Consider the following 25,395-nt stretch of genomic DNA (forward strand, 5'->3'; position numbering starts at 1 on the left):
CCATGACGCCACCGCCCTCCGACACCCCGGCACCGCGCCGCCGCGGCCACTCCAGCACCTCGCTGCGCTGGCTGCTGCCGATCGTGCTGGTGTTGTTTTTTCTGGCCATCCTGATTTGGCTGCCGTGGCAGGCGCGCCAGATGGAGAGCAATGAGCGCCAGGAGCAACTGATCGCCGACACGCTGTGGGTCGAACAGACCATCCGCTTCCAGATGGGCCGCGACGAGGAAAGCCTGCGCAGCCTGGGCGTGGAAATCGCCGCCGGCCACCTGTCGCAGAAAGAGCTGCACGAGCGCATGGCACGGGTGCTGAAGAACGGCCACGAGCTGGTGCGCGTGGCGTGGCTCAAGCCGGACGGCATATTGGGCGCCAGCAGCGACCCGCTGGCCAACCCGGTGGAGCTGTCGCCGGCGTCGCGCGCCACCGCCGAGATCACGCGCAAAACGCGCCGGCCGATGTACACGCAGCCGGAGGCGCAGTCGCACGTGTCGTCGGCCGCGCCGTCGGCGGTGCTGATGGACTATCACGTGCCGCTGTTCCGCGGCGACGACTACCTGGGCGACCTGGTGGCCACCTACCAGACCAGCGCGCTGCTGGACGAAATGGTGCCCTGGTGGTTCGCGCAGGACAACCAGGTCACGCTGGTGGACCGCGACGACAAGGTGCTGGCGCGGCGCGCGGCCGCCGGGCCGGGACACGGCGTCTACACCCACAAGCGCGCGCTCGACCTGCCCGGCGCCTCGGTCACGCTGGTGACGGACAGCGTCAAGAGCGAACCGCAGCTGCTGCCTAACCTGCTGGTCGGCTCGGTGATCGTGCTGTCGCTTGGCCTGCTTTGGAGCCTGCTCGCGCTGTGGGGCCACATCTCCAGGCGGCTGGCAGCGGAAGGCGCGCTGCGCCAGCAGATGTCGTTCCGCACCGCGATGGAAAATTCGCTGGTCACCGGCCTACGCGCGCGCGACCTGGAGGGCCGCATCACCTACGTCAATCCGGCCTTCTGCCAGATCGTCGGCTATCCGGCCGAGGAAATCGTCGGCAAGCTGCCGCCCATGCCCTACTGGGCCGAGGAAGCGATGTCCGAATACCAGGCGCGCTTCGCCTCGGTATTGGCCGGCAAGGTCACGCCGCAATTCGAAACCTTCTTCCAGCGCCCCAATGGCGAACGGGTGCCGGTGCTGGTGTTCGAGGCGCCGCTGGTGGACAACAACGGCAAGCAGACCGGCTGGATGGGCTCCATCCTCGACATCTCCGACCGCAAGCGCATCGAAGAGGTCAACCGCCAGCAGCAGGAGAAGTTGCAATCGTCGGCGCGCCTGGCGACGATGGGCGAAATCGCCTCGATGCTGGCGCACGAACTGAATCAGCCGCTGGCCGCCATCTCCAGCTACACCACCGGCGCGCTGAATGTGCTGGACCGCGCGCAGGATGACAAGCCGCTCGATTGCGCCATCCTCAAGCCGGCGCTGGAACAGGCCAGCGCCCAGGCGCAGCGGGCCGGCCAGATCATCCGCAGCGTGCACGAATTCGTCAAGAAGCGCGAACCGCAGCGGCAGGCGGTGGCCATCGCCTCGCTGCTGGACGGCATCCGCGCGCTGATCGAACTGCAGGCGCGCCAGAGCTATGTCTCCTTCCGCACGGAGATTCCGCCCGACCTGCCGCCGGTGCGCGCCGACCGCGTGATGATCGAACAGGTGCTGCTCAACCTCACCCGCAACGGCATCGAGGCGATGCAGCACGTGTCGCCGCAGCGCCGCATCCTGAACGTGGTGGCGTCCTACGACGCCGAGGCGGAAAAAGTCAGCGTGGAAGTGATCGACCAGGGGCACGGCATTCCGGACGAGGTGGCGCAGCGCCTGTTCTCGCCGTTCTTCTCGACCAAGGCCGAAGGCATGGGCATGGGACTCAACATCTGCCGGACTGCGATAGAATTCCACGGTGGCGCGCTGACCTTCCGCGCCAATCCGCAGGGCGGGACCATATTTACGTTCGTGCTGCCGGCCGTGCCGGCCGCCGCGACCCAGGAGACATAGGAAAAATGCTGCATATCGTCGACGACGAAGCGGTCGTGCGCGACGCGCTGACCTGGCTGGCCACATCGCGGGCGATCCCCGCGCGCGCCTACGAATCCGGCACGCAGTTCCTGCAGCAGATCGGCGACTTCGACGCCGACGGCGACTGCGTGCTGCTCGACGTGCGCATGCCGGACATGAACGGCGTGGCGGTGTTCGACCAGTTGCTGACGCGCGGCGTGGCGCAGCGCATGCCGGTGATTTTCCTGACCGGCCACGGCGACGTGCCGATGGCGGTGGACACGCTCAAGCGCGGCGCCTTCGATTTTTTCGAGAAGCCGTTCAACGACAACCAACTGATGGACCGGGTGCAGGAAGCGCTGGCCAACTCGCGCCGCGCCGGCGAAACCGCCGCCGTCCACGCCCGCCTGGCCACGCTGTCGACGCGCGAGCGCGAGGTGCTGGACCTGATCCTGGCCGGGAAAATGAACAAGGTGGTGGCCGACCAGCTGGGCATCAGCATGCGCACGGTGGAAGTGCACCGCGCCCACATCTTCGACAAGATGCAGGTCAAGACCGCCGTCGAGCTGGCCGGCCTGCTGAAATAAACCCGCACGGCGGCACACTGGGGTCTGACCCCGTACGGGGTCAGACCCCGCCTTACCGGGGTGGCGGCAACGAGCGGCGTTTAAACCACAGCGCCACGAGGCACGCCACCGCCACCACATTCACCGCAAAAAGCCGCGCGTGAGCGCCTGCGTCCAAGTCCACCATAAAGTCCACGCCGATGGACAGCTCCTGATATGGCGCCCCATCCTGTATTCCCACCGGCAGGAAAAACCCCAAACCCGGCCGAAACACCACCGTCCCCACCGAGAACACCGGCAGCAGAAAAACCTGCAGCACCACGGAGCCCAGCCACGCGGCACCCACCCTCCTCAACAGCCTCACCCCCGCCACCAGCGACACCGCCCCCAGCGCACAGAACACGCCCTGCTGAGGCCCCACGACACCATGCGCGAACAGCCGTCCGCACACATCAATCAGCATGAACACACCAGCGATGATTTCAGACCACGCTACCCAATAAACCATGTCATTCCTTGCACAAACCAGCCCAAAAAAATAAATACATAAGCACTTATGTATTGTGCTACATTGTAGGCCATGAGACAAGGACTGGGAACCCAATTACGCCACCTGATCGACCTGCTGGACGGCGCCGTCAGCGCCGCCTACGAGGAAGCCGGCATCGACTACCGCCCGCGCTACACCCCGGTGATGCGCGCGCTGGAAGGCAGCCAGCCGCACACCATCAGCCAGATCGCCGAGGCAGCCGGCATCACCCAGCCGGCCGCCACGCAGACCGTGGCGCTGATGATCAAGGAAGGCCTGCTGGACGCCTCGCCCGGCGCCACCGACGCGCGCCAGAAAGTGATCCGCCTCGGCGCCCGCGGCCGCAAACTGCTGCCGCAACTACGCATCTGCTGGCAGGCCACGCGCGCCGCCGCCGACAGCCTGGATGGCGACATGCCCTACCCGCTGTCCGACGCGCTGGCCGCCGCCATCACCGCGCTGCACAGCAAACCATTCGGCGAACGCATCCGCACCGCGCGCGCCGCCATCACCAAGGAGACATCATGAGCATCGCCAGGCAGGCTGTTACCCCCGTCCCTTCGTTCATCACGCGCCTGCTGGCGCACCCGGTCACGCGCATCGTGCTCGGCATCGCCGCCGTCATGCTGCCGATTACGCTGACGCTGGCGCTGATCCACGCCGCCGTGCCCGCGCCGTTCCGCGTCGTGTGGCCGATGCCGCTGGCGGCGGTACTGAGCTTCCTCAGCTACCGCTACTTCACCCTGATCATCGAGAAGCGCCAGCCCTCGGAACTGGCGCTGCAAGGCGCCGCGCGCGAAGCCGGCATGGGCGCCGGCATCGGCGCGGCGCTGGGCCTGAGCGTGGCCGGCATACTGGCCGTCGCCGGCGCCTTCATCGTCACCGCCAGCGGCACCAGCTGGGACATCCTGCTCAAATGCCTGCCGGAGCAGATCATGGTGGCGACGTTTGAAGAACTGATGTTCCGCGCCGTGATCTTCCGCATTGTCGAACAGCGCTGGGGCACGCGCACGGCGCTGGCGGCGTCATTCCTGCTGTTCGCCCTCGCCCACCTGCAGAACGACAGCATCGGCGCGCTGGCGATCCTCAACACCGGCGTGGTGTCGCTGACGCTGTGCGCGGCCTACATGCTGACGCGCCGCGTATGGCTGCCGATCGGCATCCACTTCGGCTGGAACTTCCTGTACGACGGTATCTTTGCCGTGCCGGTTTCCGGCCACCAGGCGCGCGGCTGGCTGCAGGTATCGCTGCCCGGCCCCGAATGGCTGACCGGCGGCGCCTACGGCGTCGAAGCCTCGGTACTGACCTTACTGGTGTGGGCCGTCGCCACCGTGCTGGTGCTGCGCCAGCGCCCACGCAACGTGCTCGCGCACTAAGTCGGAGGGATGATCGCGGCGCGCCTGCAGCGCCGCGACAATGGCTGCGTCCCCGCGCGCGCCGGCCGCTGCCGCGTTGCCCAGCCCCACCGCGATATTGCGCAGCCAGCGCTCGTGACCGATGCGACGTATCGGGCTGCCCTCCATCTTGCGGTTGAATTCCTCTTCGCTCCAGGCAAACAGCTCGACCATGGAGGCGTGGCCCAAGCCATGGCGCTCGTCGAAGTCCGGCAGCACGGCGCGCTGCGCGAACTTGTTCCAGGGGCAGGCGGTCTGGCAATCGTCGCAGCCGTAGACGCGGTTGCCGATCAAGGGCCGCAGTTCCAGCGGAATCGCGCTTTTCAGTTCGATGGTCAGGTAAGAGATGCAGCGCCGCGCATCCAGCCGCCCCGGCCCGAGGATGGCCTGCGTCGGGCAGGCGGTAATGCATGCCGAACACTGGCCGCAGTGGGCGCCGGTCGGCTCATCCACCGGCAGCGGCAGGTCGACCAGGAATTCGCCCATGAAGAACATCGACCCGGCGCTGCGCGACAGCAGCAAGGTATGCTTGCCGCGCCACCCCAGGCCAGCCTTCTCGGCCAGCGGCAGTTCCATCACCGGCGCCGAGTCGGTGAACACGCGGTAGCCGAAATCGCCGATTTCCGCCTTCACCTTGTCGGCCAACTGCTGCAGGCGCGCGCGCAGCACCTTGTGGTAGTCGCGGCCACGCGCATACACCGAAATCACCGCCGCGCCGGGATCGTCCAGCCGCGCCAGTTCGCGCGCGCGCCAGTCGTTTTCCGCGTCCCTCGGCAGATAGTTCATGCGGGCGCTGACCACGCGCACCGTGCCCGGCACCAGCTCGGCGGGCCGCGCGCGCTTCATGCCGTGGGCCGCCATGTAGTCCATTTCGCCGTGCATGCCCGCGTCCAGCCACGCCTGCAGGCCCGCTTCGGCGTGACTGAGGTCGACGTCGGTGATGCGGATGTCGGCAAAGCCCAGCTCCGCGCCCCAGCGCTTGATGCTGAGGGCAAGTTCGGCTAAATTGGATTCGGACAGGGACATCTTGGCGTTTGAAGAAGCGTAGGCGGTTACAATGGCGGTCAAACCAACATGACATTTTAATTGATGCAGCACTTCACAGCCCATCTGCACGACGAAGAAGGCACCGCAGCACTCGGCGCGGCACTGGCGCGCGCGCTCCTTCCCGGCCTGGCGATCCATCTGCACGGCGACCTTGGCGCCGGCAAAACCGCCCTCACCCGTTCGCTGCTGCACGCCGCTGGCCATATTGGCACCGTCAAAAGCCCGACCTACACGCTGTCCGAACCGTACAGCATCCAGCTCGACGGCCGCGCCGTCAGCGTCATCCACTTCGACCTGTACCGCATGGGCAGCCCGGAGGAATTCCTCGACGCCGGCTTCCGCGAAGACTTCAACGGCGCTAACATTTGCATCGTCGAATGGCCGGAAAAGGCCGACGGCGTGCTGCCGCCGCCCGATCTGAACGTGTTTTTGACTGTGGCCGGCCACGGCCGTGATGTAGAATTGCAGGCGTCTACCGCCTTGGGTAACTCATGCCTTCAACGCCTCAAATTCGCTCCCAACATGTGAGCCGCCGCACCGTCCTGAAGGCCGGCGCCACCTTGCTGCTGTCCGTGACGGTGCCGCTGCGCGCCAACGCCGCGCAAATCCTCGCCGTGCGCGTATGGCCGGCCGACGACTACACCCGCGTCACGCTGGAAAACGACTCCGACCTCAAAGCCACGCACTTCATCGTCAAGGACCCCGAGCGCATGGTGGTCGACATCGAGGGCCTGGACCTGAATCCCACGCTGAAAAGCCTGGTGGCCAAGATCCAGTCCAACGACCCGTACATCAAGCAGGTGCGCGTGGGCCAGAACCGGCCCAACGTGGTGCGCCTGGTGTTCGACCTGAAGGAAGAAGTCAAGCCGCAGGTGTTCACGCTGCCGCCGGCCGGCAATTACAAGCACCGCCTGATCTTCGACCTGTATCCGGTTAAGCCGGCCGACCCGATCGCCGCCATGATCGAAAAAGGCGACTGGTCCGGCGACGACAAGACCGCCGCCGCGCCGCCGCCATCGCCCAAGGAACAGCTGGAACAGCTCAAGCCCGACCTCAAGGCCGAGCCGCGCGAGGAGCTCAAGACCGAACTCAAAACCGCCGAGGCGCAGACCAGGGCCGACAAGAACGGCAAAATGGTGCGCATGATTACCATCGCGCTTGATCCGGGCCACGGCGGCGAAGACCCCGGCGCCTCCGGCAAGAACGGCAGCCGCGAAAAGGACATCGTGCTGTCCATCGCCAAGCGCCTCAAGGCCAAGCTGGAAGACCAGCCGAACATACGCGTGATGCTGACCCGCGACGGCGACTACTTCGTCCCGCTGGGCACCCGCGTCGACAAGGCGCGCAAGGTGCAGGCCGACCTGTTCGTATCGATCCACGCCGACGCCTTCGTGCAGCCGACCGCGCGCGGCTCGTCGGTGTTCGTGCTGTCGGAAAAAGGCGCCACCTCGTCGGCCGCGCGCTGGCTGGCGGACAAGGAGAATTCGGCCGATACCATCGGCGGCGTCAACGTCAAGAACCACGACCGCCAGTTGGCCAGCGTGCTGCTCGACCTGTCCACCACCGCGCAGATCAACGACAGCATGAAGCTGGGCCGCTCGGTGCTGGGCGAAATCGGCGGCATCAACCGCCTGCACAAAGGCTCGGTCGAGCAGGCCGGCTTCGCGGTGCTGAAGGCGCCGGACATTCCGTCGATCCTGATCGAGACGGCCTTCATCTCCAACCCGGAGGAGGAAGCGCGGCTGCTCGACGACAGCTACCAGAACAAACTGGCGGACGCCATCGTCACCGGCATCCGCCGCTATTTCGCAAAGAACCCACCGCTGGCGAAAAACCGCCTGACTTAAGAAGAGAGATCCATGGCTGTCGTAACGCACACCACCTACGGCGATCTGCCGGCCGTCCACCTCACCGCCGCCGACGGCGCGCAGGCCACCGTGTCGCTATTCGGCGCCCACCTGCTGTCGTGGAAAACCGCCGACGGCAAGGAGCGCCTGTTCGTCAGCTCGCAAACGCCGCTGGACGGCAGCAAGGCCATACGCGGCGGCGTGCCGGTGATCTTCCCGCAATTTAATGTGCGCGGCCCCGGCCTGCGCCACGGCTTTGCACGCGTCAGCACCTGGCGCCTGACCGGCCAGGGCGGCGATGGCGGCAGCGCCTACGTTGAATTCAGCCTGGCGCCGCAAGACCTGTCGGCGGAACATGCGCAAGCCTGGCCGCACGACTTCACGCTGACGCTGCGCTTTACGCTGCGCGGCGACGCGCTGGACTTCACGTACACGGCCCACAATCCGGGCCGGGAGCCCTACCCGTTCGGCGTGGCGCTGCACACCTACTACGACGTCGGCCAGTTGGACGCGACCAGCATCGGCGGCCTGCAGCACCAGCCCTTCCTCGATCATCACAACAACAACGCGGTGCAGGACGCGCCGGCGCTGCACTTCACCGAAAAGCTCGACCGCATGTACCAGGCCACGCCGGGCGTCACACTGAACACGGCCAGCGCCACGCTGCGCCTGGAGCAGCAAGGCTTTGAACAGTGGGTGGTGTGGAATCCGGGGAGGGACGACGCGGCCGCGCTGACCGACCTGGCCGATGATGAATACCTGCGTTTCGTCTGCATCGAGCCGGCGCGCATCTACCAGCAGCCGCTGGAAGCCGGCGCCACCTGGACCGGCAAGCACACCATCAGCGTAATGCCGTTCAATTAAGCCTGTCGTTCCGGCGAAAGCCGGAACCCATGGAACGCCTGGGCTGTGGTAACTCTGGCCTTCTATGGATTCCGGCGTTCGCCGGAATGACAGTGCAAGCCCTAACTGAACGGCATTACACCATCAGCGTTTAATTCGACTCTTTGATGATGCGGCCGGCGCTTGGCTGGATCGGCCGCGCGTTCAAGGGATACAGGCGGCTGAACAGCGCCATCTGCTGCGGCGAGGCCTGCACCGGTTCCTTCATCACCATCCACAGCACGCCCTCGTTGCACGGCGGCGTGGTCATCGAGCCCATGAAGGTGTAGTACTCGCGGCGCGCCGGCAGCAGGTCCTGCGGATCCAGCGTCTCGTTTGGCGCGGCGGTATCGAATTTTTCCAGCGGCAGGTTGTTCCACACGGTCTGGATCACCGGCTGCGGCTTGCCGCGCTCCAGCAGCAGCGCCAGCATGGCGATGCGGCCCTCGCCGTCCTTGTGCACCAGGTGCACCACCATCTCGTAGCCCTTGCCGTTGATGCGCTCCTCGGACGGCCGGTGGAAATGGAACTGGATCAGCTCATAGGTGCGGTTGCCCACGGTGAGGAAGTTGCCGCTGCCGACCATCACCTGCACGGTGTGGCCGTTGTCGGTCACGTTGAACGAAGACGGATGATAGTCAAAGGTGATCTGCTCCAGGTCGACCTTCATGCCGTCGCGGATGTCGATCGGCGACTGGCGGTTGCCGCTGCCGCACTTGGCCCACGCCGGATTGATTTTGCCCCAGTTGGCCGGGCCGGTCTCGCCCTCGTACGACCACACATTGCTGTACACCTTGGGCGCGGCCGCCACCGCCGCCGCCTTGACCTCGGCCGCCTTCTTGGCCTTGGCCGCCGCCGCCACGCGCGCGGCCTGGTTGGCGCGCATGATGGCCAGGCGCTCCTGGATGCGGGCCGTCAGGTCGGCCTCTGCCTGCGCTTCCTTCTCGCGCTCGGTCATCTTGCGCGGCGGCGCGCTGGACGCCGAGGCGGCGCCCGACGACGTGGCCGACGTGGCCCCGGCGACACCCACCAGCGCCGATTTCGTCGAAGGCGAAAGCAGCGGGTCTTTTTCAGTGCCGGCGGCCGCGGAAACCACGCAGCAGCAGGCAATCAGGGTCAGGAGGGAGCGCATGAAGTATCCAGAGTGAACAATTACACTCTGGTATACGGATGCATTTGGGCAAAACTTGAGGGTGTCCCTCTGGGGACGCGGAGATTTCAGCGGCTTTGCAGGCGGCGCGTCAGCTTCCACACGCCGCCGATGGCCATCGGCACCACGGCCACGCCCACGCCGACCAGCACGATCTCGGTCAGGTGCTCGCGCACGATGGGGATGTTGCCGAAGAAGTAGCCGGCGGCGGTCAGCAGCACTACCCACAGGATGGCGCCGGTGAAATTGAACAACTGGAAGCGGGCGAAGGTCATGTCCGACACGCCGGCGACGAACGGCGCGAAGGTCCGCACCACCGGCACGAAGCGCGCCAGCACGATGGTCTTGCCGCCGTGTTTCTCGAAGAATTCGTGGGTGCGCGTCAGCGCCTCCTTGTTGAGCCAGCGGTAGTCGTGCGTGAACACCCGCTGCCCGACTTTCTCGCCGATCCAGTAATTGACGGTGTTGCCGGTGATGGCGGCGGTGCTCAGCAACAGCATCAGCAGCGGCAGATTCATCTCGCCCACCGCGCACAGCGCGCCGGCGATGAACAGCAAAGTATCACCCGGGAAGAAGAACAGGACGACCAAACCGGTCTCGGCAAAGATAATGGCAAACAGGACAACGTAGATCAACGTACCATATTGCTGAATCAACACTTCCAATGTCTTATCGACATGCAGGATCATGTCAAAAAATTGCACTAAGTCCATATTCATTCCATGAGGTGAGCCGGCATCATACACTACCGAAGACCTGCGGTAGCGGTTTCCGAGCATACATAACCAGTTTACAATCGGCGCAGGTCCCGCAGCAAGCGGGTTCGCTCAACCAAGGAGATCTGGATGGCTTTGTTACGCACTTTCCGTGTTTTATCCCTGCCTGTTCTGGCGCTGGGCCTCGGCGCCCACGCCGCCGATTTGCCGGTGCGTCCCGGCGCCGGCGACATCATCAAGACATCCAAGCCATCGGACTGGCGTCCGACCGATCCAGCCAACACGCTGTACATGGACCTGCCGACCGGCCGCGTGGTCATCGAACTGGCGCCGGACTTCGCGCCGCTGGGCGTGGCCAACATCAAGACGCTGGTCAAGGAACACTACTTCGACGGCCTGGCGATCATCCGCTCGCAGGACAACTACGTGGCGCAGTGGGGCGACCCGAACGCGGAAACCAAGCCCAAGTCGCTCGGCACGGCCAAGGCCAAGGTGCCGGGCGAGTTCTCGGTGCCGATGTCGAACGACAAGCACTTCGTGCAGCAAAAGGATGCGGACGGCTACGCGCCGCAGATCGGCCACTCGAACGGCTTCCCGGTCAGCCGCGATCCGGTCGCCAAGACCACCTGGCTGGCGCATTGCTATGGCATGGTCGGCGTGGGCCGTGACAACGACACCGACAGCGGCAGTGGTGCCGAGCTGTATGCGGTGACCGGTCACGCGCCGCGTCACCTCGACCGCAACATCACGCTGCTGGGCCGCGTGATTTCCGGCATGCCGCTGTTGACCACCCTGCCGCGCGGCAGCGAGGCGCTGGGCTTCTACGGCCCGAACGAGCCGCGCATGCCGATCGTCTCGGTGCGGCTGGAGGCGGACGTGCCGGAAGCGGAACGCAGCCACCTGGAAGTGATGCGCAGCGACGCCCCGATCTACGAGCAGGTGCTGGACGCGCAACGCAACCGCGGCGGCCCGTGGAACAAGTTCACCGCCAACTATCTGGAACTGTGCAACGCCATGATGCCGGTGCGCGAAAAGCCAAAACAGTAACCCCCAACCGGATGGGGTCTGACCCCGTACGAGGTCAGACCCCTGCCTGCGGTTTGCGGGGTGAAAGGTGCCGCACACGTTATATAATCGCAGGGATGAACGCCCCAGACCTCCGCCCCCACCGCCCCATCCAGGCCCTGCCTGACCAGCTGATTTCCCAGATCGCCGCCGGCGAGGTGGTGGAACGGCCGTCGGCCGTGGTCAAGGAACTGCTGGAGAACGCGCTGGACGCCGGCGGCACGCAAATCGCCGTGCGCCTGGAGGAAGGCGGCGTCAAACGCATCTGCATCACCGACAACGGCCGCGGCATCCCCCACGATCAAATGCCGCTGGCCCTGGCGCGCCATGCCACCTCCAAGATCGCCTCGCTGGACGACCTGGAAAACGTCGGCACCCTCGGCTTCCGCGGCGAGGCGCTGGCCTCCATCGCCTCGGTGGCGCAGGTGACCATCACCTCGCGCACCGCCGACGCCGCCCATGCCTGGGAGATCTCCGGCTCGCACAACAGCACGCCGACGCCATCGTCCGGCGCGCTGGGCACCACGGTCGATGTCAAGGACCTGTACTACAACACGCCGGCGCGCCGCAAATTCCTCAAGTCCGAGCAGACCGAGTTTGGCCACTGCGCCGAAGTCGTGCGCCGCATCGCGCTGGCGCGGCCGGACGTATCGTTCTCGCTGACCCACAACGGCCGCACGGTCGACCACTGGAACGTCAGCGAAATCGCCCGCCGCAGCGCGCAGATCCTCGGCGACGGCTTTGCCGAGGCGCGCCTGCCGGTCGACGAAACCATTGGCCCGTTGCGCCTGCACGGCTATGTCGGTCTGCCGACCGCGTCCAAGGCGCGCGCCGACGGCCAGTTCTTCTACGTGAACGGCCGCTTCGTGCGCGACAAGGTGCTGGTGCACGCGGTCAAGGCGGCCTACCAGGACGTGCTGCACGGCGACCGCTTCCCGTCCTACGTGCTGTCGCTGGACATGGACCCGGCGCTGGTGGACGTCAACGTCCACCCGTCGAAAATCGAAGTGCGCTTCCGCGACGGCCGCGCCGTCCATCAATGCGTGTTCCACGCCGTGCAGCGCGCGCTGGCGCAGACCTCGGCCACCGCGCATGGCAGCGTGCCGTCGCCGCTGCCGGCGGCAGACAGCCTGACCACCACGCCGGTATGGCGCGGCGAACAAACCTCGTTCGGCCCGCTGCTGGCGCCAGACTACGCGCCGACCTTCTCGCCGTCGCCCTTCGCCGCGCGCGGAGCGGATGGCAACGGCAGTGGAGGTGACGGCGCGCGCGACAGCGCCGCCACGGCTGGCGGCTTCGGCGCCATCGGCGCAGGCTTCGGCAGCGCGCCGGCCGGCAGCGGCTTTGGCGGCGGCTACGCCGGTCCGCGCTTTGGCGCCGGCGGCGGCGTGGCGCAGAGTACCGAAAAATACGGCGCCCTGTTCCGCGACAACGAACGCCCCTCCAGCGAACGTGCCGCCGCCGACATGGCGCTGCCGCAGGCCAGCTCATTCACCATCTCCGCCGCCGCCATGGCGCAGGAAGAGTTCCCGCTCGGCTTCGCGCTGGCGCAACTGCACGGCATCTACATCCTGGCGCAAAACGCCAAGGGCCTGGTGCTGGTCGACATGCACGCCGCCCACGAACGCATCCTGTACGAACAGCTGAAGAACGCCCTGGACAGCCGCGTGGCCGGCGAAGAAATGCAGGTGCAGCCGCTGCTGATCCCCGTCACCTTCTATGCCGACGCGGTGGAAGTCGGCACCGCCGAAGAACACCAGGACACGCTAAAGGCGCTGGGTTTCGACATCGCCGTGCTATCGCCCACCACGCTGGCGGTACGCTCGGTGCCAGTGCTGCTGAAGAACGCCGACGCCCAAACGCTGGCGCGCGACGTGCTGCGCGACGTGCGCGAATTCGGCGGCTCGCGCGTGCTGATCGAACGCCAGAACGAACTGCTCGGCACCCTCGCCTGCCACACGGCGGTGCGCGCCAACCGCATCCTGTCGCTGCAGGAGATGAACGCCCTGCTGCGCCAGATGGAAATCACCGAGCGCGCCGACCAGTGCAACCACGGCCGCCCGACCTGGGTGCAGGTGGAAATCGGCGCGCTGGACAAGCTCTTCCTGCGCGGTCAATAAGCATGAGCGCCAAACCACTGGCCGTCGCCATCATGGGGCCGACGGCGTCGGGCAAAACCGCCGCCGCGCTGGCGATCGCCGAACGCATCCCGTCCGAAATCATCTCCGTCGATTCCGCGCTGGTGTACCGGGGCATGGACATCGGCACCGCCAAGCCGACCAAAGACGAACTGGCCGCCGTGCCGCACCACCTGATCGACATCATCGATCCGCTGGACGCGTATTCGGTGGCGCAGTTTCGCAAGGACACGCTGCGCCTGGTGGACGACATCAGCGCGCGCGGCAAGCTGCCGTTGCTGGTCGGCGGCACCATGCTGTACTTCAAGGGCCTGGCCGATGGCCTGGACGATCTGCCGGGCGCCGATCCCGCAGTGCGCGCCGCGCTGGACGAGGAAGCCGCGCGCGTGGGCTGGCCCGCCATGCACGCGCGCCTGGCTGCGGTGGATCCCGACACCGCCGCGCGCCTGGCGCCGGCCGACGCGCAACGCATCCAGCGCGCGCTGGAAATCCACGCGCTGAGTGGCAAGCCGATGTCCGAACTGCTGGCGCAGCGCGAACACGTGGCGCTGCCGTTCGACCTGCTGTCGTTCGCGCTGGAGCCGTCCGACCGCGCCGTGCTGCACCAGCGCATCGCGCGCCGCTTCGACATCATGCTGGAAGAAACGCCGCAAGGTAACCTGATCACCGAAGTGGAAGCGCTGCGCCGGCGCGGCGACCTGCACCTCGGCCTGCCATCGATCCGCTGTGTGGGCTACCGCCAGGCGTGGGAATACCTCGACGGCAGCATCGACTACGCCACCATGCGCGAAACCGGCATCATCGCCACCCGCCAGCTGGCCAAGCGCCAGCTCACCTGGCTGCGCGCCATGCCCGAGCGCGTGGTGCTCGACTGCCTGGCGCCCGACCCGGCCGGCAGCATGCTGGCGCGGATCGCCGACCGCCTCGGTTAAGTTTTGGGCGGCTCGCCGCTCATGTAGACGATTTCCCACAGATGGCCGTCCAGGTCCTGGTAGCCGTGGCCGTACATGAAGCCATGGTCCTGCGGCTCCTTGTAGGCGCTGCCGCCGGCCTCGATGGCCTTGTTGACCATGGTCGTCACCGCCTCGCGCGAATCCACCTGCAAGCACAGCAGCACCTCGGTTGACGTGCGCGCGTCGCTGACGGGCTTCGGCGTAAACTCCTTGAAGCGCGATTCGGTCAGCAGCATCACAAAGATATTCTCCGCCACGATCATGCACGTGGCGGACGCGTCGGTGTAGTGCTGGTTGAAGCTGTAGCCCAGGTGGGTAAAGAACTGGATGGACTTCTGCAAATCCCGCACCGGCAGGTTGATAAAGATGTTGGTGGCCATGACGCCTCCATGGAAAATGGTTATGCCTTCAGAATACCAATATGCCAACGTTTTGACGATCGCCGCACGCTACCCCGCACTTTTTTCAAAAAAGTTTGGGGTCGTCCTTGACAGTTAAGCCCCCATCCCCGATAATGCTTCGCGTTGCAGGTGATATAGCTCAGTTGGTTAGAGCATAGCATTCATAATGCTAGGGTCGGTGGTTCAAGTCCACCTATCACCACCAAGATTCCGGAAGCCGTAAATCATGCTAAATGATTTACGGCTTTTTTGTTTCTCTTGTCCGCTCACAAGGCTGATGACTGTGGCCGGCGCTACATTGAGTCTTTCCACTGTAGAACGGCAAGCCATGCAACGCTACCACATCACCCTCGGCGCCAGCACCAGCACCGGCGGCAAAGTCATCAGCGCCAGCAGTTGCTGCAGCATCGACGGCGTGCTGGTCGCGCTGGAGGGCGACGCGATCTTCTGCCCTGCCTGCAAATCGCCAGGCAAGATCAAAATCTTCGGGCCGCGCATCCCGGAAAGCTGGAACGGCACGCAAGTGGCGCTGCAGGACGACCTGTGCATTTGCAAGTGCGCCCCGCCACCCAAACTGATCGCCAATCAGCAGCGCAAATATCAGGTGGTGGACGGCAGCGCCCCGTCCTCTTCCGCCGCAACGCAAACCGCATCGGCGGCACGCGAAGAGGCACAAGCCGCCGCCCTCGGCGATCAGGACGAGCAGATCACGCTGCGCCTCCTGGACGACCTCACGCAAGCCCCACTCGCCGCCCGGCGCTACCGGTTCGAGCTGGCAGGCAAAACCATCGAAGGCGTTACCGACAGCAGCGGCTACACCCAGCCCATCAGTGCAGCCGAGCGCGCGCAACTGGTCGCCTGGCATCTCCTCGACTAACAGGGGGCTCCCATGCCGGACGACATTTTTACCAAGCACCAGCACGACAACACACCGCTGGGACGCAATACCACGCCAGTGCCAAAGTGTAACGCCCACAATGCCAACATCGGCGGCAAGGACTGCAAGGCCATCGACGTGCCGATACTCGGTTGCGCAAGCATCTGGCTCCGCGTACAGAAAGAAGCTGAGACATGGATCGCTCCCGGCGGCAAATTGATCGCCGATCCAGTCGCGCGCAACCGGCGCATCAACCAGGCCTACGCGCAGCTTTGGCTGGCTGACAAGCGCTTTCAGTGGGCCGGCTTGGCAGCCTTCGCCTCCAAACAAGTCGGCTGCGGCCTGCTGCATGCGGCAGATAACATCCACAAATCACAGGAAGAAATGGCGGCCAATGCCTACCGTCCCGACATCACCGGTAGCGCCGACATCGCAGCGATGAACACTATCCCGGCAGCCATCAGCGCCAGCTCGGCCTATATGTACCAGCAACTCGCCCTCGGCAACACCACGCTGTTCCTCGACACCTACCCGTTGCACCGCTTCTACATGCTGCGCGGGATCGAGCAACTAAAGAAATGCCTTAACGACCGTAGGCTCATCTCCGACAACGTCATGTGGCCGATTGGCAAATCAAAATTGCCTTTCGGCCAAGCTTTCAGGACGGTTCTGGAAGCATTCGACCTCATAGAACAAGGGCTTGTTGCCGATAGCGTCAGGCGGCTGGCATATCACGAGCAAATCAATATTCTTCAAACAGCAATTTACAACGATGTGGCGATGAGAAGAGCATTGGATGCCAATCAATTTTCATGGGCTATCGATTTCCCGACAGGAGTCGCAGCGGAGATTTCCTTGACGCTATCAGCTGCATGCAAAGCGAAAACTGAATCGCGTAGGGTTATGTTCTCAAAAAATAAATCGGCCAAGCTACATGACGAAGACCAGCGAATGGCCTTTGTCTATTCTGCAGCGATACGGTTCGATGCGTTACTTCATAGCAGCAACAAGGCAGACGTCGAAGCATCCATCAGCGAGATTGCACGCAACGGAGAGCCGCGATGAACAAGCTTTACGTGCTGGCGATTCCAGCTTGTGGATATATGTTATGGACTTATTTTTACTCGCCCACTCCGACTGTCATCTCACTTCATATTGGCCAAACATTTCACGAGGTAGTCAATAACTCGAGCTTCAAAGTCATGGAAGCTTCGAATATTCCCGATGAAAGTACGGAGGGCAGCGGCGCGACCTGGATTACCCGACCTGCGGTCATCGTTCACTTCAATGATCCACAGTATGAATTCACTTTGCCCCCCACTACATTTGCTGCAGTCGACTATATGAATTACCGGGTCAGCACCATCTCGACCTCCCCTATGTTGAAGAAGCTTCCGTTCGACGACGCATTTGCCATAGCCGAATCGCTGCAACGGCAGTTCCAGAGCAAAGGATGGCAACCAGAAAATGGCACCAATTGGTTGAACCTTGGCGACAAAGAATCCGTACATCAAACGCTGCGCCGAGACCTCCCAACGCTCCGAAATTATGTGGAGTTGGTCGCCCCCAAAAAATACTCGATCATTTTTCGTTTCTACTGCTCGGAGCGATGTGACAGCCGTCTAGGCTTGGATCGCTATTTGATCGATGTTGGTGTTGGCCGGGATTACAGCTATGCAATCGAGCAAAGAAAACATCAACATCACAAACCTATTAAATCAGAACACGCGAAAGGAGGTTGAGGCTTCCAACCCGCAAACGATGCGTTGTCAAGATCTCGCGCGTGTTACCCATGCTTGGGCGGCTCGGTGCCGCCGCCGCGCAGACGCTCGTCGGTTTTTCCCCACATCGTCGTATAGAAAATTTGCGTTGGCCTATACGATGTCGGCATACCTGACCGTCCCAAACCTTGCCTGCCGCACTGTTTTCAATTTCTCCACATGGATAAAGTTGCTCGCTTTTAGAGCGAAATCCGCTTCAGCACGCCCGCGTCCAGCCTCTGCCGCACCGCAATAAAACGTTTTCCGAATCTTGTTGCTCCTGATTGCCGAAATGGCTAGTCTTGATCCTGACAGGTCGTCAGACAACCTGCGCCATCCCAGCATCAACCACTGAGGACAACATGAAAAAGAAAATAATGGAGACCATGGTTCCGCTCGCTTTGGCGGCCATGTATGCGCCCGCGGCATTCGCCCAGCAGGCGCCTGAAGCACCAGTCGCGCCGCCGCCGGCGGCCGACGATCCCGGCACCACCGTGGTGGTCACCGGCTTCCGATCCAGCCTGCAAAAGGCGCTGAACCTGAAACAGCAGGCCATCGGCGTGCGCGATTCCATCGTCGCCGAAGACATCGGCAAGTTCCCCGAGGCCAACGTGGCCGAGTCGCTGCAGCGCGTGCCCGGCGTGATCCTCAACCGCGACGAATCGTCCGGCGAGGGCCAGCGCATCTCGATCCGCGGCCTGCCGACCGAATACTCGGTGACCACGCTGAACGGCGCGCCGGTCAACACCACCTCCACCGCCACCATCGGCTCGGCGGCGCGCGGCTTCAATTACGACGTGTTCGCGTCCGAACTGTTTGGCCGCGTCGACTTCTACAAGTCGCCGCTGGCCGAGCTGACCGAGGGTGGCCTCGGCGGCGTGGTCGACCTGCAAACGCCACGGCCGTTCGACAATCCCAAGCGCACCATCCGCTACGGCGTCACCGACACCTACAACACCGCCTCCAAACACAATGACCCCAACGGCTTCGTGCTGTACTCGAACACCTGGGACCATCTCGGCTTCCTGATCGGCGCCTCGCACAGCGGCAACGTCAACACCCGCTCCGGCTTTGAAGCCACCGGCGGCTACAACAGTTCCTTCAACGGCAGCCAAAACCCGGTCAAGGGCAACTTCGCGCTGGCACTGGACTTCGACAGCCCGCTGGCCAACCTGGGCACCTACACGCGCGACCAGGTGGCGCGCGCTTTCCTGCCGCGCATCTACCGCTTCTACGGCTCGCAAAACGAGCGCACGCGCGACGGCCTGGTATCGTCGGTGCAGTGGAAAACCCCCTCGCTCAACGTCAGCTTCGACACCATGTACTCGAAGCTGAAGAACACGCGCGCGGAACAACTGTTCGGCATCCTGATCCGCAGCACCGCCACCACCAACCGCAACGCGCCGGTCGGCGCCAGCGGCAACAACGGCCTGATACCGCTGAACGTGAGCATCGACCCGGCCACCAATCTGCTGACCGGCACCTTCGGCAACACCACCTACAACGGCGGCGCGGCTTACACCAAGGACGACACCCAGTTCGGCTACGGCGCCTTGAACGCCAGCTGGAAAGCCAGCCCGAAACTGACGCTGAGCGGCCAGGCCAGCCTGAATCAAAGCACCGCCACCAGCGCCACCGGCCAGCTGTCCGGCTACATCTACGGCGCCACCTCGACCATCGACTACGGCAGCGATCACGTCTACCCGTCGGTGTCGTCGCCGACCAGCTACACCGATCCGAATAGCTGGAGCGGCTTCACCATCAGCTCCGGCTGGACCAAGGAAACCGACAAGGGCAAGCAGGCGCGCGTGGCCGCCGACTACGACTACGACCTGCCCGGCGGCTGGACCGGCCACCTGAAAACCGGCCTGACTTACGTGGCCACCATCAAGGGCGTCAACAAGCGCAATGGCACCGCGCTGGCCACGGCAAAGCTGAACAGCATCGGCGCGGCCGGCCTGCGCGGCGCGATGACGTCGCAACTGCCGATCAATAACCTGGACTTCGGCCCCGGCTGGCCGCACAGCTGGGCCACCTGGAACAGCGACTACTTCTATTCGCAGTTCGATCCCAACGTCTACAACCCGGATGCGGCCTTTACGCCCTCGCAAAGCTTTGCGGCGGAAGAGGATGTGAAAACCGCCTTCGCGCAATCGGACTTCAAGGGCGACATCGGCGGCCACGAGCTGCGCATCAATGCCGGCGTGCGTTTCTCCAAAACCGAAACGAAGATCGACAACTTCAAGCAAAAGGGCGCGGGCCTGGTCTACTCGCCGAATCACGAGCAAGGCTCGTACAGCAACGTGCTGCCGGCCGTCAGCAGCGCGCTGGATCTGACCGATAACCTGATGTGGCGCGCTTCGTGGGGCAAGACGATCACGCGCGCCTCGCTGTCCATCATCGCCGCACAGACGGTCATCCCCAACCAGTTCGACAACTCGGCCACCTCGGGCAATCCGGGCCTGCGTCCGCAGCAGTCGAAGAACCTGGACACCAGCCTGGAATGGTATTTCAAGCCGGGCAGCCTGCTGTCGGCCGCGCTGTTCCAGAAGAAGCTGACCGACGCCACGGTCGCCAACACCACGGTGGTGCCGTTCTCCTCGCTCGGCCTGCCGGATACGGCGCTCGGCCCGCTGTTCCAGGACGCCAACGGCCACGTCGATCCCAACCTGGCGATGACGCTGCGCACCTACACCAACGCCGGCGAGCAGACGTTCAAGGGCTACGAACTGGCCTACCAGCAGGCCTTCAACTTCCTGCCGGCGCCATGGAACGGACTGGGCGCGCTGGCCAGCTACACCCACATCAATCCCTTCAACAGCGTACCTTGGATTACCACGGCGGGCAAAGTCATCGACGTCAACTCGGTGCCGAAGTACGCCTACAGCACCACGGTGTACTACGAGCAGGGGCCATGGGCGGCACGCCTGTCCTACAACTACAAGGACAAGTCGCTGCACCCGGACAGCCCGCGCAACCTGGGGGATGACCTGATCCGCTGGCGCGCAGGCCGTGGCTACCTCGATGCCAACATCAGCTACAAGATCAGCGACAGCCTGGAGTTCCGCATCGATGCGCTCAACCTGAGCAATACGCTGGCCTACGATTACTTCGAAGACGCCAGCGGCAAATACGGCAGCGGCAAGAAGACCCGCATGGACTATGCGAAGTATGATGGCCGCACGATCAAATTCGGCATCCGGGGCAAACTCTGATGATGAGACGACTCTACGCCGCCAGCCTGCTGGCGGCCAGCGTGACCATGTTGGCCGGCTGCGCCTCGGCGCCGCCGGCGGTCGACACCTCCGAGCAGGAAGTCATCGGCATTATCAACAAGGTCAATGGCTACTGGCAGCAGCGCGAAGCGCCGCAGAAGTGGGCCTTCTGGGACATCGCCGCCTACCATACCGGGAATATGGAGGCGTACCAGATCACCGGCAATCCGGCGTGGCGCACCTATTCGGAGGACTGGGCCGCCTACAACCAGTGGCAAGGCGCCAAGTCCCCCAACAAGGCCACGTGGAAGTACCAGTATGGCGAGACCGACGACCATGTGCTGTTTGGCGACTGGCAGATCTGCTTCCAGACCTACGCGGACCTGTACCAGTTGGCGCCCGATCCGAAGAAGATCGCCCGCGCCCGCGAGGTGATGGAATACCAAATGAGCACGCCGAACAAGGATTACTGGTGGTGGTCGGACGGCCTGTACATGGTGATGCCGGTGATGACCAAGCTATACACCATCACCGGCAACCGCCAGTACCTCGACAAGCTGCATGAATACTTCGAGTACGCGAACAGCATCATGTACGACAAGGACGCGCAGCTGTACTACCGCGACGCGCGCTACGTCTATCCGAGGCACCAAAGCGTGAACGGCAAGAAGGACTTCTGGTCGCGCGGCGATGGCTGGGTATTCGCCGGACTGGCCAAGGTGCTCAAGGATCTGCCAAAGGACGATCCGCACCGGGACGACTACATCGCCAAGTTCAAAGGCATGGCGCAGGCGCTGAAGCAGGCGCAAACCGAAGACGGCTACTGGACCCGGAGCCTGCTCGATCCGCAGCACGCGCCGGGACCGGAAACCAGCGGCACCGCCTTCTTCGTCTACGGCTACCTGTGGGGCATCAACAACGGCCTGCTGGAGCGCGACGCCTACCTGCCGGTAGTGCGCAAGGGCTGGCGCTACCTGAGCCAGACCGCGCTGCAACCGGACGGCAAAATCGGCTACATGCAGCCGATTGGCGAACGCGCCATCCCGGGACAGGTGGTAGACCAGAATTCCACCACCGCGTTTGGCGTCGGCGCGTATCTGCTGGCGTCCTCGGAACTGGTGCGCCTGCTGCGTCAATAACAACGGAGACTGAATGGAACGACGACACTTTATCCAGACCCTCGCCGCCGCCGCCGGCGGCGGCATCGCGGCAGCGACAGCCACCACCACGTCCGCCGCATCGCTGGCCGTAGCGGACAACAGCGGCGCCGCCGCCCGCGCCCAACTCGCCGCGCTGGCGCAGAAAATGTCCGAACCGGTGCTGGCCAACATGGCCGCCGGCACGCTGAAGAAAAACTTCGCACTGGAAGTCAGCCCGACCTGGGATGGCCGTGACAAAGGCGTGGCCTACCTCGAATGCTTCGGCCGCCTGATCGCAGGCATCGCGCCGTGGCTGGCCCTCGCCGACGACGGCACACCCGAAGGCCGCACGCGCGAGCGGCTGCATCAACTCGCGCTGCAAAGCTACACCAACGCCGTCGATCCCGCCCATCCCGACTACCTGCTGTGGAAGGGGCCGGGCCAGACGCTGGTCGATTCCGCCTACTTCACCAACGCCCTGATCCGCGCGCCGCAAGCATTGTGGGAGCCGCTGGACGCCAGGACCAAGCAGCGTATCATCGCCGAAATCAAATCGCTGCGCCGCATCGAACCGCCCTACATCAACTGGATGCTGTTCGCCGCCATGAACGAAGCGTGGCTGATGTCCATCGGCGAAGAATTCGACCCGCTGCGCATGAACGTGGCCATCCGCAAGATCAACGAATGGTATGTGGGCGACGGCTGGATCAAGGACGGTGACGCCTTCCACTTCGACTACTACAACGCCTACGTCATGCACCCGATGATGGTCGAAATCCTCGACGTGCTGGAGGCGAAGAAAGGCGCGTTCTGGAACGGCAAGCCGGAAGAGCTGCGCGCGCAAGCGATCAAGCGCATGCAGCGCTACGGCGAACACCTGGAGCGCTTCATCGGCAGCGACGGCAGCTTCCCGCCCATCGGCCGCTCGCTCACCTACCGCACCGCTGCCTTTCAGCCGCTGGCGTTGCTGGCGCTGCGCAAGCAACTGCCGCAAAGCCTGCCGGAAGGCCAGATCCGCGCGGCGCTGCAAGCGGTGCACCAGGCCGTGTGGTCGGCGCCGTCCAACTTCGACAAGCAAGGCTACCTGACCATCGGCTTCGTCGGCCATCAGCCGGAGCTGGGCGACTGGTACTCCAACAACGGCAGCATGTACATTGCCTCCGCCAGCCTGCTGCCACTGGGCCTGCCGCCATCCGACAGCTACTGGACCGCGCCCGCGCAAGACTGGACGCAGAAAAAAGCCTTTGCCGGCGCCCGCTTCCCTAAAGACTATCCAGTGAACTACTAATGACGATCACGTCCCCATCCCGGCGCCGCGCCTTGCGCAACGGCCTGCGCGGCGCCAGCGTGGCGGCTGCGGCGACCTCGGTTGGCGGCATGCTGCTGCCGCTGTCCGCCCATGCCGCGACCCGCTTCACCATCAGCGACACCGACTTCATGCTGGACGGCCAGCGCTTGCAAATCCGCTGCGGCGAAATGCACTTCGCCCGCGTGCCGCGCGAATACTGGCAGCACCGCCTGAAAGCCATCAAGGCCATGGGCCTGAACACCGTCTGCGCCTACCTGTTCTGGAATTACCACGAATGGCGCGAAGGGCGCTTCGACTGGCAAGGACAGCGCGACGCCGCCGAATTCTGCAAGCTCGCGCAGCGGGAAGGCCTGTGGGTCATCCTGCGCCCCGGCCCCTATGCCTGCGCCGAATGGGAAATGGGCGGCCTGCCGTGGTGGCTGCTGAAAAAACCGGGCAACGCCTTCCTGCGCACGCGCGACGCCAACTTCATGCAGCCGGCTCGCCGCTATATGAAGGAAGTCGGCCGCGTGCTCGCCCCCCAGCAGATCACCCACGGCGGCCCGATTCTGATGGTGCAGGTCGAGAACGAATACGGCTTCTTCGGCGAAGACCTCGACTACATGCGCGAGATGAAAAGCATGTTGCAGGACGCCGGCTTCGACGTGCCGCTATTCCAGTGCAACCCGACCAACGCCGTGGTCAAGTCGCACATCGACGGCTTGTTCAATGTCGCCAACTTCGGCAGCGATCCGCTGACTGGCTTCAAGGCGCTCGACCAGGTGCAGAAAGGGCCGCGCATGTGCGGCGAATACTATTCTGGCTGGTTCGACACCTGGGGTGCGCCACACCGGCGCGGCTCCGCCAACGGCGCCGTGGCCGACATCCAGACCATGTTGAAGGCCAACGGCTCCTTCAGCCTGTACATGGCGCACGGCGGCACCAGCTTCGGTTTGTGGGGCGGCTGCGACCGCCCCTTCCGCCCCGACACCAGCAGCTACGACTACGACGCGCCGATCAGCGAAGCCGGATGGACCGGCGAAAAATTCCAGGCCTACCGCGACGGCATCAAACCCTTCCTTCCGACCGGCGCAACACTGCCGCCGCCACCACCAAAAAATCCGATCATCGCCATCCAGCCGTTTGCGCTGAAAGAATCGTGCAGCGTGACTGCCGCGCTGCCGGCGCAAGCCTTGCGCGTCCCCGCGCCGCAGCCGATCGAGCAGTACGACATCAGCCGAGGCCTGGTCTCGTATCGGGTAATGCTGCCCGCCGGTCCGGCCGGCACACTGGAAGCGGCCAAGGTGCGCGACCTGGCATGGGTCAGCATCGACGGCAAACAGGTGGGCACCATGGACACGCGCCACCGCCGCTTCAGCCTCGATCTGCCGGCGCGCAGCAAACCGGCGATGCTGGAGATCCTGTTGTACACCATCGCCCGCGTCAACTTCGGCGTCGAGATCCATGACCGCAAAGGCCTGCATGGGCCCGTGCGCCTCAACGGCCAGCCGCTGGAAAACTGGGAGATCCGCGCCATCGACTTCGACGCCGATGGCGTGCTGCCGCCGCTGACATGGAACACCGGCCGCGCCCAGGGCCCCGCCTTCTGGCGCGGCGGTTTCGACGCTACGCAAACCGGCGACACCTTCCTCGACATGTCCGGCTGGGGCCAGGGCATCGTGTGGGTCAATGGCCGCTGCCTCGGGCGCTGCTGGAGTATCGGCCCGACGCAAACCATGTACCTGCCCGGCCCATGGATCAAACCTGGCCATAACGAAGTGATCGTACTGGACCTGACCGGCCCGCGCAGCGCGCGCATCGCAGGCCTGACCATGCCCATCCTCGACCAGTTGCGCCCGGAACTGGACCTGCCACGTCCGCCGAGCAAAGTGAAGCCAGCGCTCGGCGGCGTCAAGCCAGCCTACGAAGGCGAGTTCGCCCAAGGCTCCGCCGTACAGGACGTGAAGTTCGCGCAGCCGATGAAGGGCCGCCAGTTCTGCCTCGAATCGCTGGACGCCTACGACGGCAAGCAGTACGCCGCCGTGGCCGAATTGGCGCTGCTGGGCGCCGATGGCAAACCACTCAACCAGTCCAACTGGACCATCGCCTACGTCAGCAGCGAGGAGTTCACCAAGGAAGACGGCGGCGCGCTCAACGCCATCAACGGCCAGGCCTCGGACTTCTGGCACACCGCCTACAGCGGCAAGGCCGCCACCGCGCCCGGCAGCAGACACCCGCACCGCCTCATCATCGATCTGGGCGCCGACGCCACCGTGGCCGGCCTGCGCTACACGCCGCGCCAGGGACCGGACAGCGTCACCGGCCGCATCAAGCACTTCCGCGCCTACGTCGGCGACCAGTTGACGAAAGAGAAATGACGAACGTCTATAGCGACAAG

General features: G+C 64.3%; 22 protein-coding genes and 1 tRNA gene. 18 read left to right on the forward strand and 5 right to left on the reverse strand.

Features of this window, described 5'->3' with window-relative positions:
* The first annotated feature begins 2 nt into the window (after window positions 1-2).
* Window positions 3-2,030: a nitrogen regulation protein NR(II) gene (locus tag FHW58_RS14780; RefSeq protein ID WP_179673891.1), complete on the forward strand. Its 2,028-nt coding sequence runs from the start codon at window positions 3-5 to the stop codon at window positions 2,028-2,030.
* A gap of 5 nt (window positions 2,031-2,035) precedes the next feature.
* Window positions 2,036-2,617, forward strand: coding sequence for a response regulator transcription factor (locus tag FHW58_RS14785; protein ID WP_179673892.1), 582 nt, complete (start codon window positions 2,036-2,038; stop codon window positions 2,615-2,617).
* A 52-nt stretch (window positions 2,618-2,669) separates the two neighbouring features.
* Here the strand turns inward: FHW58_RS14785 and FHW58_RS14790 are convergent, their stop codons facing one another.
* Window positions 2,670-3,104: a hypothetical protein gene (locus FHW58_RS14790; protein WP_179673893.1), complete on the reverse strand. Its 435-nt coding sequence runs from the start codon at window positions 3,102-3,104 to the stop codon at window positions 2,670-2,672.
* A gap of 72 nt (window positions 3,105-3,176) precedes the next feature.
* Here FHW58_RS14790 and FHW58_RS14795 point away from each other — a divergent pair, with 72 nt between their 5' ends.
* Together FHW58_RS14795 and FHW58_RS14800 are read left to right on the forward strand one after the other, a co-directional pair.
* Window positions 3,177-3,653 (forward strand): MarR family winged helix-turn-helix transcriptional regulator, encoded by a 477-nt coding sequence (locus FHW58_RS14795; protein WP_179673894.1) that lies wholly within the window; start codon window positions 3,177-3,179, stop codon window positions 3,651-3,653.
* A complete protein-coding gene (locus tag FHW58_RS14800; RefSeq protein ID WP_179673895.1) occupies window positions 3,650-4,501 on the forward strand; it encodes a CPBP family intramembrane glutamic endopeptidase in 852 nt (283 codons plus the stop codon). The genes FHW58_RS14795 and FHW58_RS14800 overlap by 4 nt, the downstream gene beginning before the upstream one ends.
* Here the strand turns inward: FHW58_RS14800 and queG are convergent.
* Window positions 4,433-5,545: a tRNA epoxyqueuosine(34) reductase QueG gene (queG, locus tag FHW58_RS14805; RefSeq protein ID WP_179673896.1), complete on the reverse strand. Its 1,113-nt coding sequence runs from the start codon at window positions 5,543-5,545 to the stop codon at window positions 4,433-4,435. The two genes, FHW58_RS14800 and queG, sit on opposite strands and share 69 nt — an antisense overlap.
* A 63-nt stretch (window positions 5,546-5,608) precedes the next feature.
* On the opposite strand from queG, the gene tsaE reads away from it, so the two are divergent.
* The 3 genes from tsaE to FHW58_RS14820 are packed head-to-tail and all read left to right on the forward strand — an operon-like array spanning window position 5,609 to window position 8,277.
* The gene (gene tsaE, locus FHW58_RS14810) at window positions 5,609-6,094 is read left to right on the forward strand and encodes a tRNA (adenosine(37)-N6)-threonylcarbamoyltransferase complex ATPase subunit type 1 TsaE (protein ID WP_179673897.1); all 486 of its coding nucleotides are present in this window, start codon (window positions 5,609-5,611) and stop codon (window positions 6,092-6,094) included.
* On the forward strand, window positions 6,058-7,413 hold the full coding sequence (locus tag FHW58_RS14815) for an N-acetylmuramoyl-L-alanine amidase (RefSeq protein WP_179673898.1): 1,356 nt from the start codon (window positions 6,058-6,060) through the stop codon (window positions 7,411-7,413). The genes tsaE and FHW58_RS14815 overlap by 37 nt, the downstream gene beginning before the upstream one ends.
* Before the next feature lie 12 nt (window positions 7,414-7,425).
* A complete protein-coding gene (locus FHW58_RS14820; protein WP_179673899.1) occupies window positions 7,426-8,277 on the forward strand; it encodes a D-hexose-6-phosphate mutarotase in 852 nt (283 codons plus the stop codon).
* Between the two features lie 130 nt (window positions 8,278-8,407).
* On the opposite strand, the gene FHW58_RS14825 is transcribed toward FHW58_RS14820, so the two are convergent.
* Window positions 8,408-9,427: a carbonic anhydrase gene (locus FHW58_RS14825; RefSeq protein ID WP_179673900.1), complete on the reverse strand. Its 1,020-nt coding sequence runs from the start codon at window positions 9,425-9,427 to the stop codon at window positions 8,408-8,410.
* Window positions 9,428-9,513: 86 nt separating this feature from the next.
* Window positions 9,514-10,158, reverse strand: a complete 645-nt coding sequence (locus FHW58_RS14830) for a VTT domain-containing protein (protein ID WP_179673901.1) — start codon at window positions 10,156-10,158, stop codon at window positions 9,514-9,516.
* A 132-nt stretch (window positions 10,159-10,290) separates the two neighbouring features.
* Between FHW58_RS14830 and FHW58_RS14835 the strand changes: the two genes are divergently transcribed.
* The 3 genes from FHW58_RS14835 to miaA all read left to right on the forward strand — a co-directional run bounded on the left by FHW58_RS14835 (window position 10,291) and on the right by miaA (window position 14,296).
* Window positions 10,291-11,208 (forward strand): peptidylprolyl isomerase, encoded by a 918-nt coding sequence (locus FHW58_RS14835; RefSeq protein WP_179673902.1) that lies wholly within the window; start codon window positions 10,291-10,293, stop codon window positions 11,206-11,208.
* Window positions 11,209-11,303: 95 nt separating this feature from the next.
* A complete protein-coding gene (gene mutL, locus FHW58_RS14840) occupies window positions 11,304-13,346 on the forward strand; it encodes a DNA mismatch repair endonuclease MutL (protein WP_179673903.1) in 2,043 nt (680 codons plus the stop codon).
* Window positions 13,347-13,348: 2 nt separating this feature from the next.
* A complete protein-coding gene (gene miaA, locus FHW58_RS14845; protein ID WP_179673904.1) occupies window positions 13,349-14,296 on the forward strand; it encodes a tRNA (adenosine(37)-N6)-dimethylallyltransferase MiaA in 948 nt (315 codons plus the stop codon).
* Here miaA and FHW58_RS14850 read toward each other — a convergent pair.
* Window positions 14,293-14,697 (reverse strand): VOC family protein, encoded by a 405-nt coding sequence (locus FHW58_RS14850; protein WP_179673905.1) that lies wholly within the window; start codon window positions 14,695-14,697, stop codon window positions 14,293-14,295. The genes miaA and FHW58_RS14850 overlap by 4 nt on opposite strands.
* A 149-nt stretch (window positions 14,698-14,846) precedes the next feature.
* Between FHW58_RS14850 and FHW58_RS14855 the strand changes: the two genes are divergently transcribed.
* From FHW58_RS14855 to FHW58_RS14890, 8 genes are all read left to right on the forward strand, one after another.
* Window positions 14,847-14,923: transfer RNA gene (locus tag FHW58_RS14855), tRNA-Met, on the forward strand.
* Between the two features lie 123 nt (window positions 14,924-15,046).
* Window positions 15,047-15,595: a PAAR domain-containing protein gene (locus tag FHW58_RS14860; protein WP_179673906.1), complete on the forward strand. Its 549-nt coding sequence runs from the start codon at window positions 15,047-15,049 to the stop codon at window positions 15,593-15,595.
* Window positions 15,596-15,607: 12 nt separating this feature from the next.
* The gene (locus FHW58_RS14865) at window positions 15,608-16,660 is read left to right on the forward strand and encodes a DUF2515 family protein (RefSeq protein WP_218892766.1); all 1,053 of its coding nucleotides are present in this window, start codon (window positions 15,608-15,610) and stop codon (window positions 16,658-16,660) included.
* On the forward strand, window positions 16,657-17,337 hold the full coding sequence (locus FHW58_RS14870; RefSeq protein ID WP_179673907.1) for a hypothetical protein: 681 nt from the start codon (window positions 16,657-16,659) through the stop codon (window positions 17,335-17,337). The genes FHW58_RS14865 and FHW58_RS14870 overlap by 4 nt, the downstream gene beginning before the upstream one ends.
* A 380-nt stretch (window positions 17,338-17,717) precedes the next feature.
* The gene (locus FHW58_RS14875) at window positions 17,718-20,570 is read left to right on the forward strand and encodes a TonB-dependent receptor (protein WP_179673908.1); all 2,853 of its coding nucleotides are present in this window, start codon (window positions 17,718-17,720) and stop codon (window positions 20,568-20,570) included.
* A complete protein-coding gene (locus FHW58_RS14880) occupies window positions 20,570-21,709 on the forward strand; it encodes a glycoside hydrolase family 88 protein (RefSeq protein WP_218892767.1) in 1,140 nt (379 codons plus the stop codon). Before FHW58_RS14875 ends, FHW58_RS14880 begins: the two co-directional genes overlap by 1 nt.
* A gap of 13 nt (window positions 21,710-21,722) precedes the next feature.
* Window positions 21,723-22,997 (forward strand): DUF2264 domain-containing protein, encoded by a 1,275-nt coding sequence (locus FHW58_RS14885; protein ID WP_179673909.1) that lies wholly within the window; start codon window positions 21,723-21,725, stop codon window positions 22,995-22,997.
* Window positions 22,997-25,375 (forward strand): beta-galactosidase, encoded by a 2,379-nt coding sequence (locus tag FHW58_RS14890; RefSeq protein WP_179673910.1) that lies wholly within the window; start codon window positions 22,997-22,999, stop codon window positions 25,373-25,375. Before FHW58_RS14885 ends, FHW58_RS14890 begins: the two co-directional genes overlap by 1 nt.
* The last annotated feature ends 20 nt before the right edge of the window (window positions 25,376-25,395 follow it).

The organism is Duganella sp. 1224, from assembly GCF_013408245.1.
GTDB lineage: Bacteria > Pseudomonadota > Gammaproteobacteria > Burkholderiales > Burkholderiaceae_D > Rugamonas.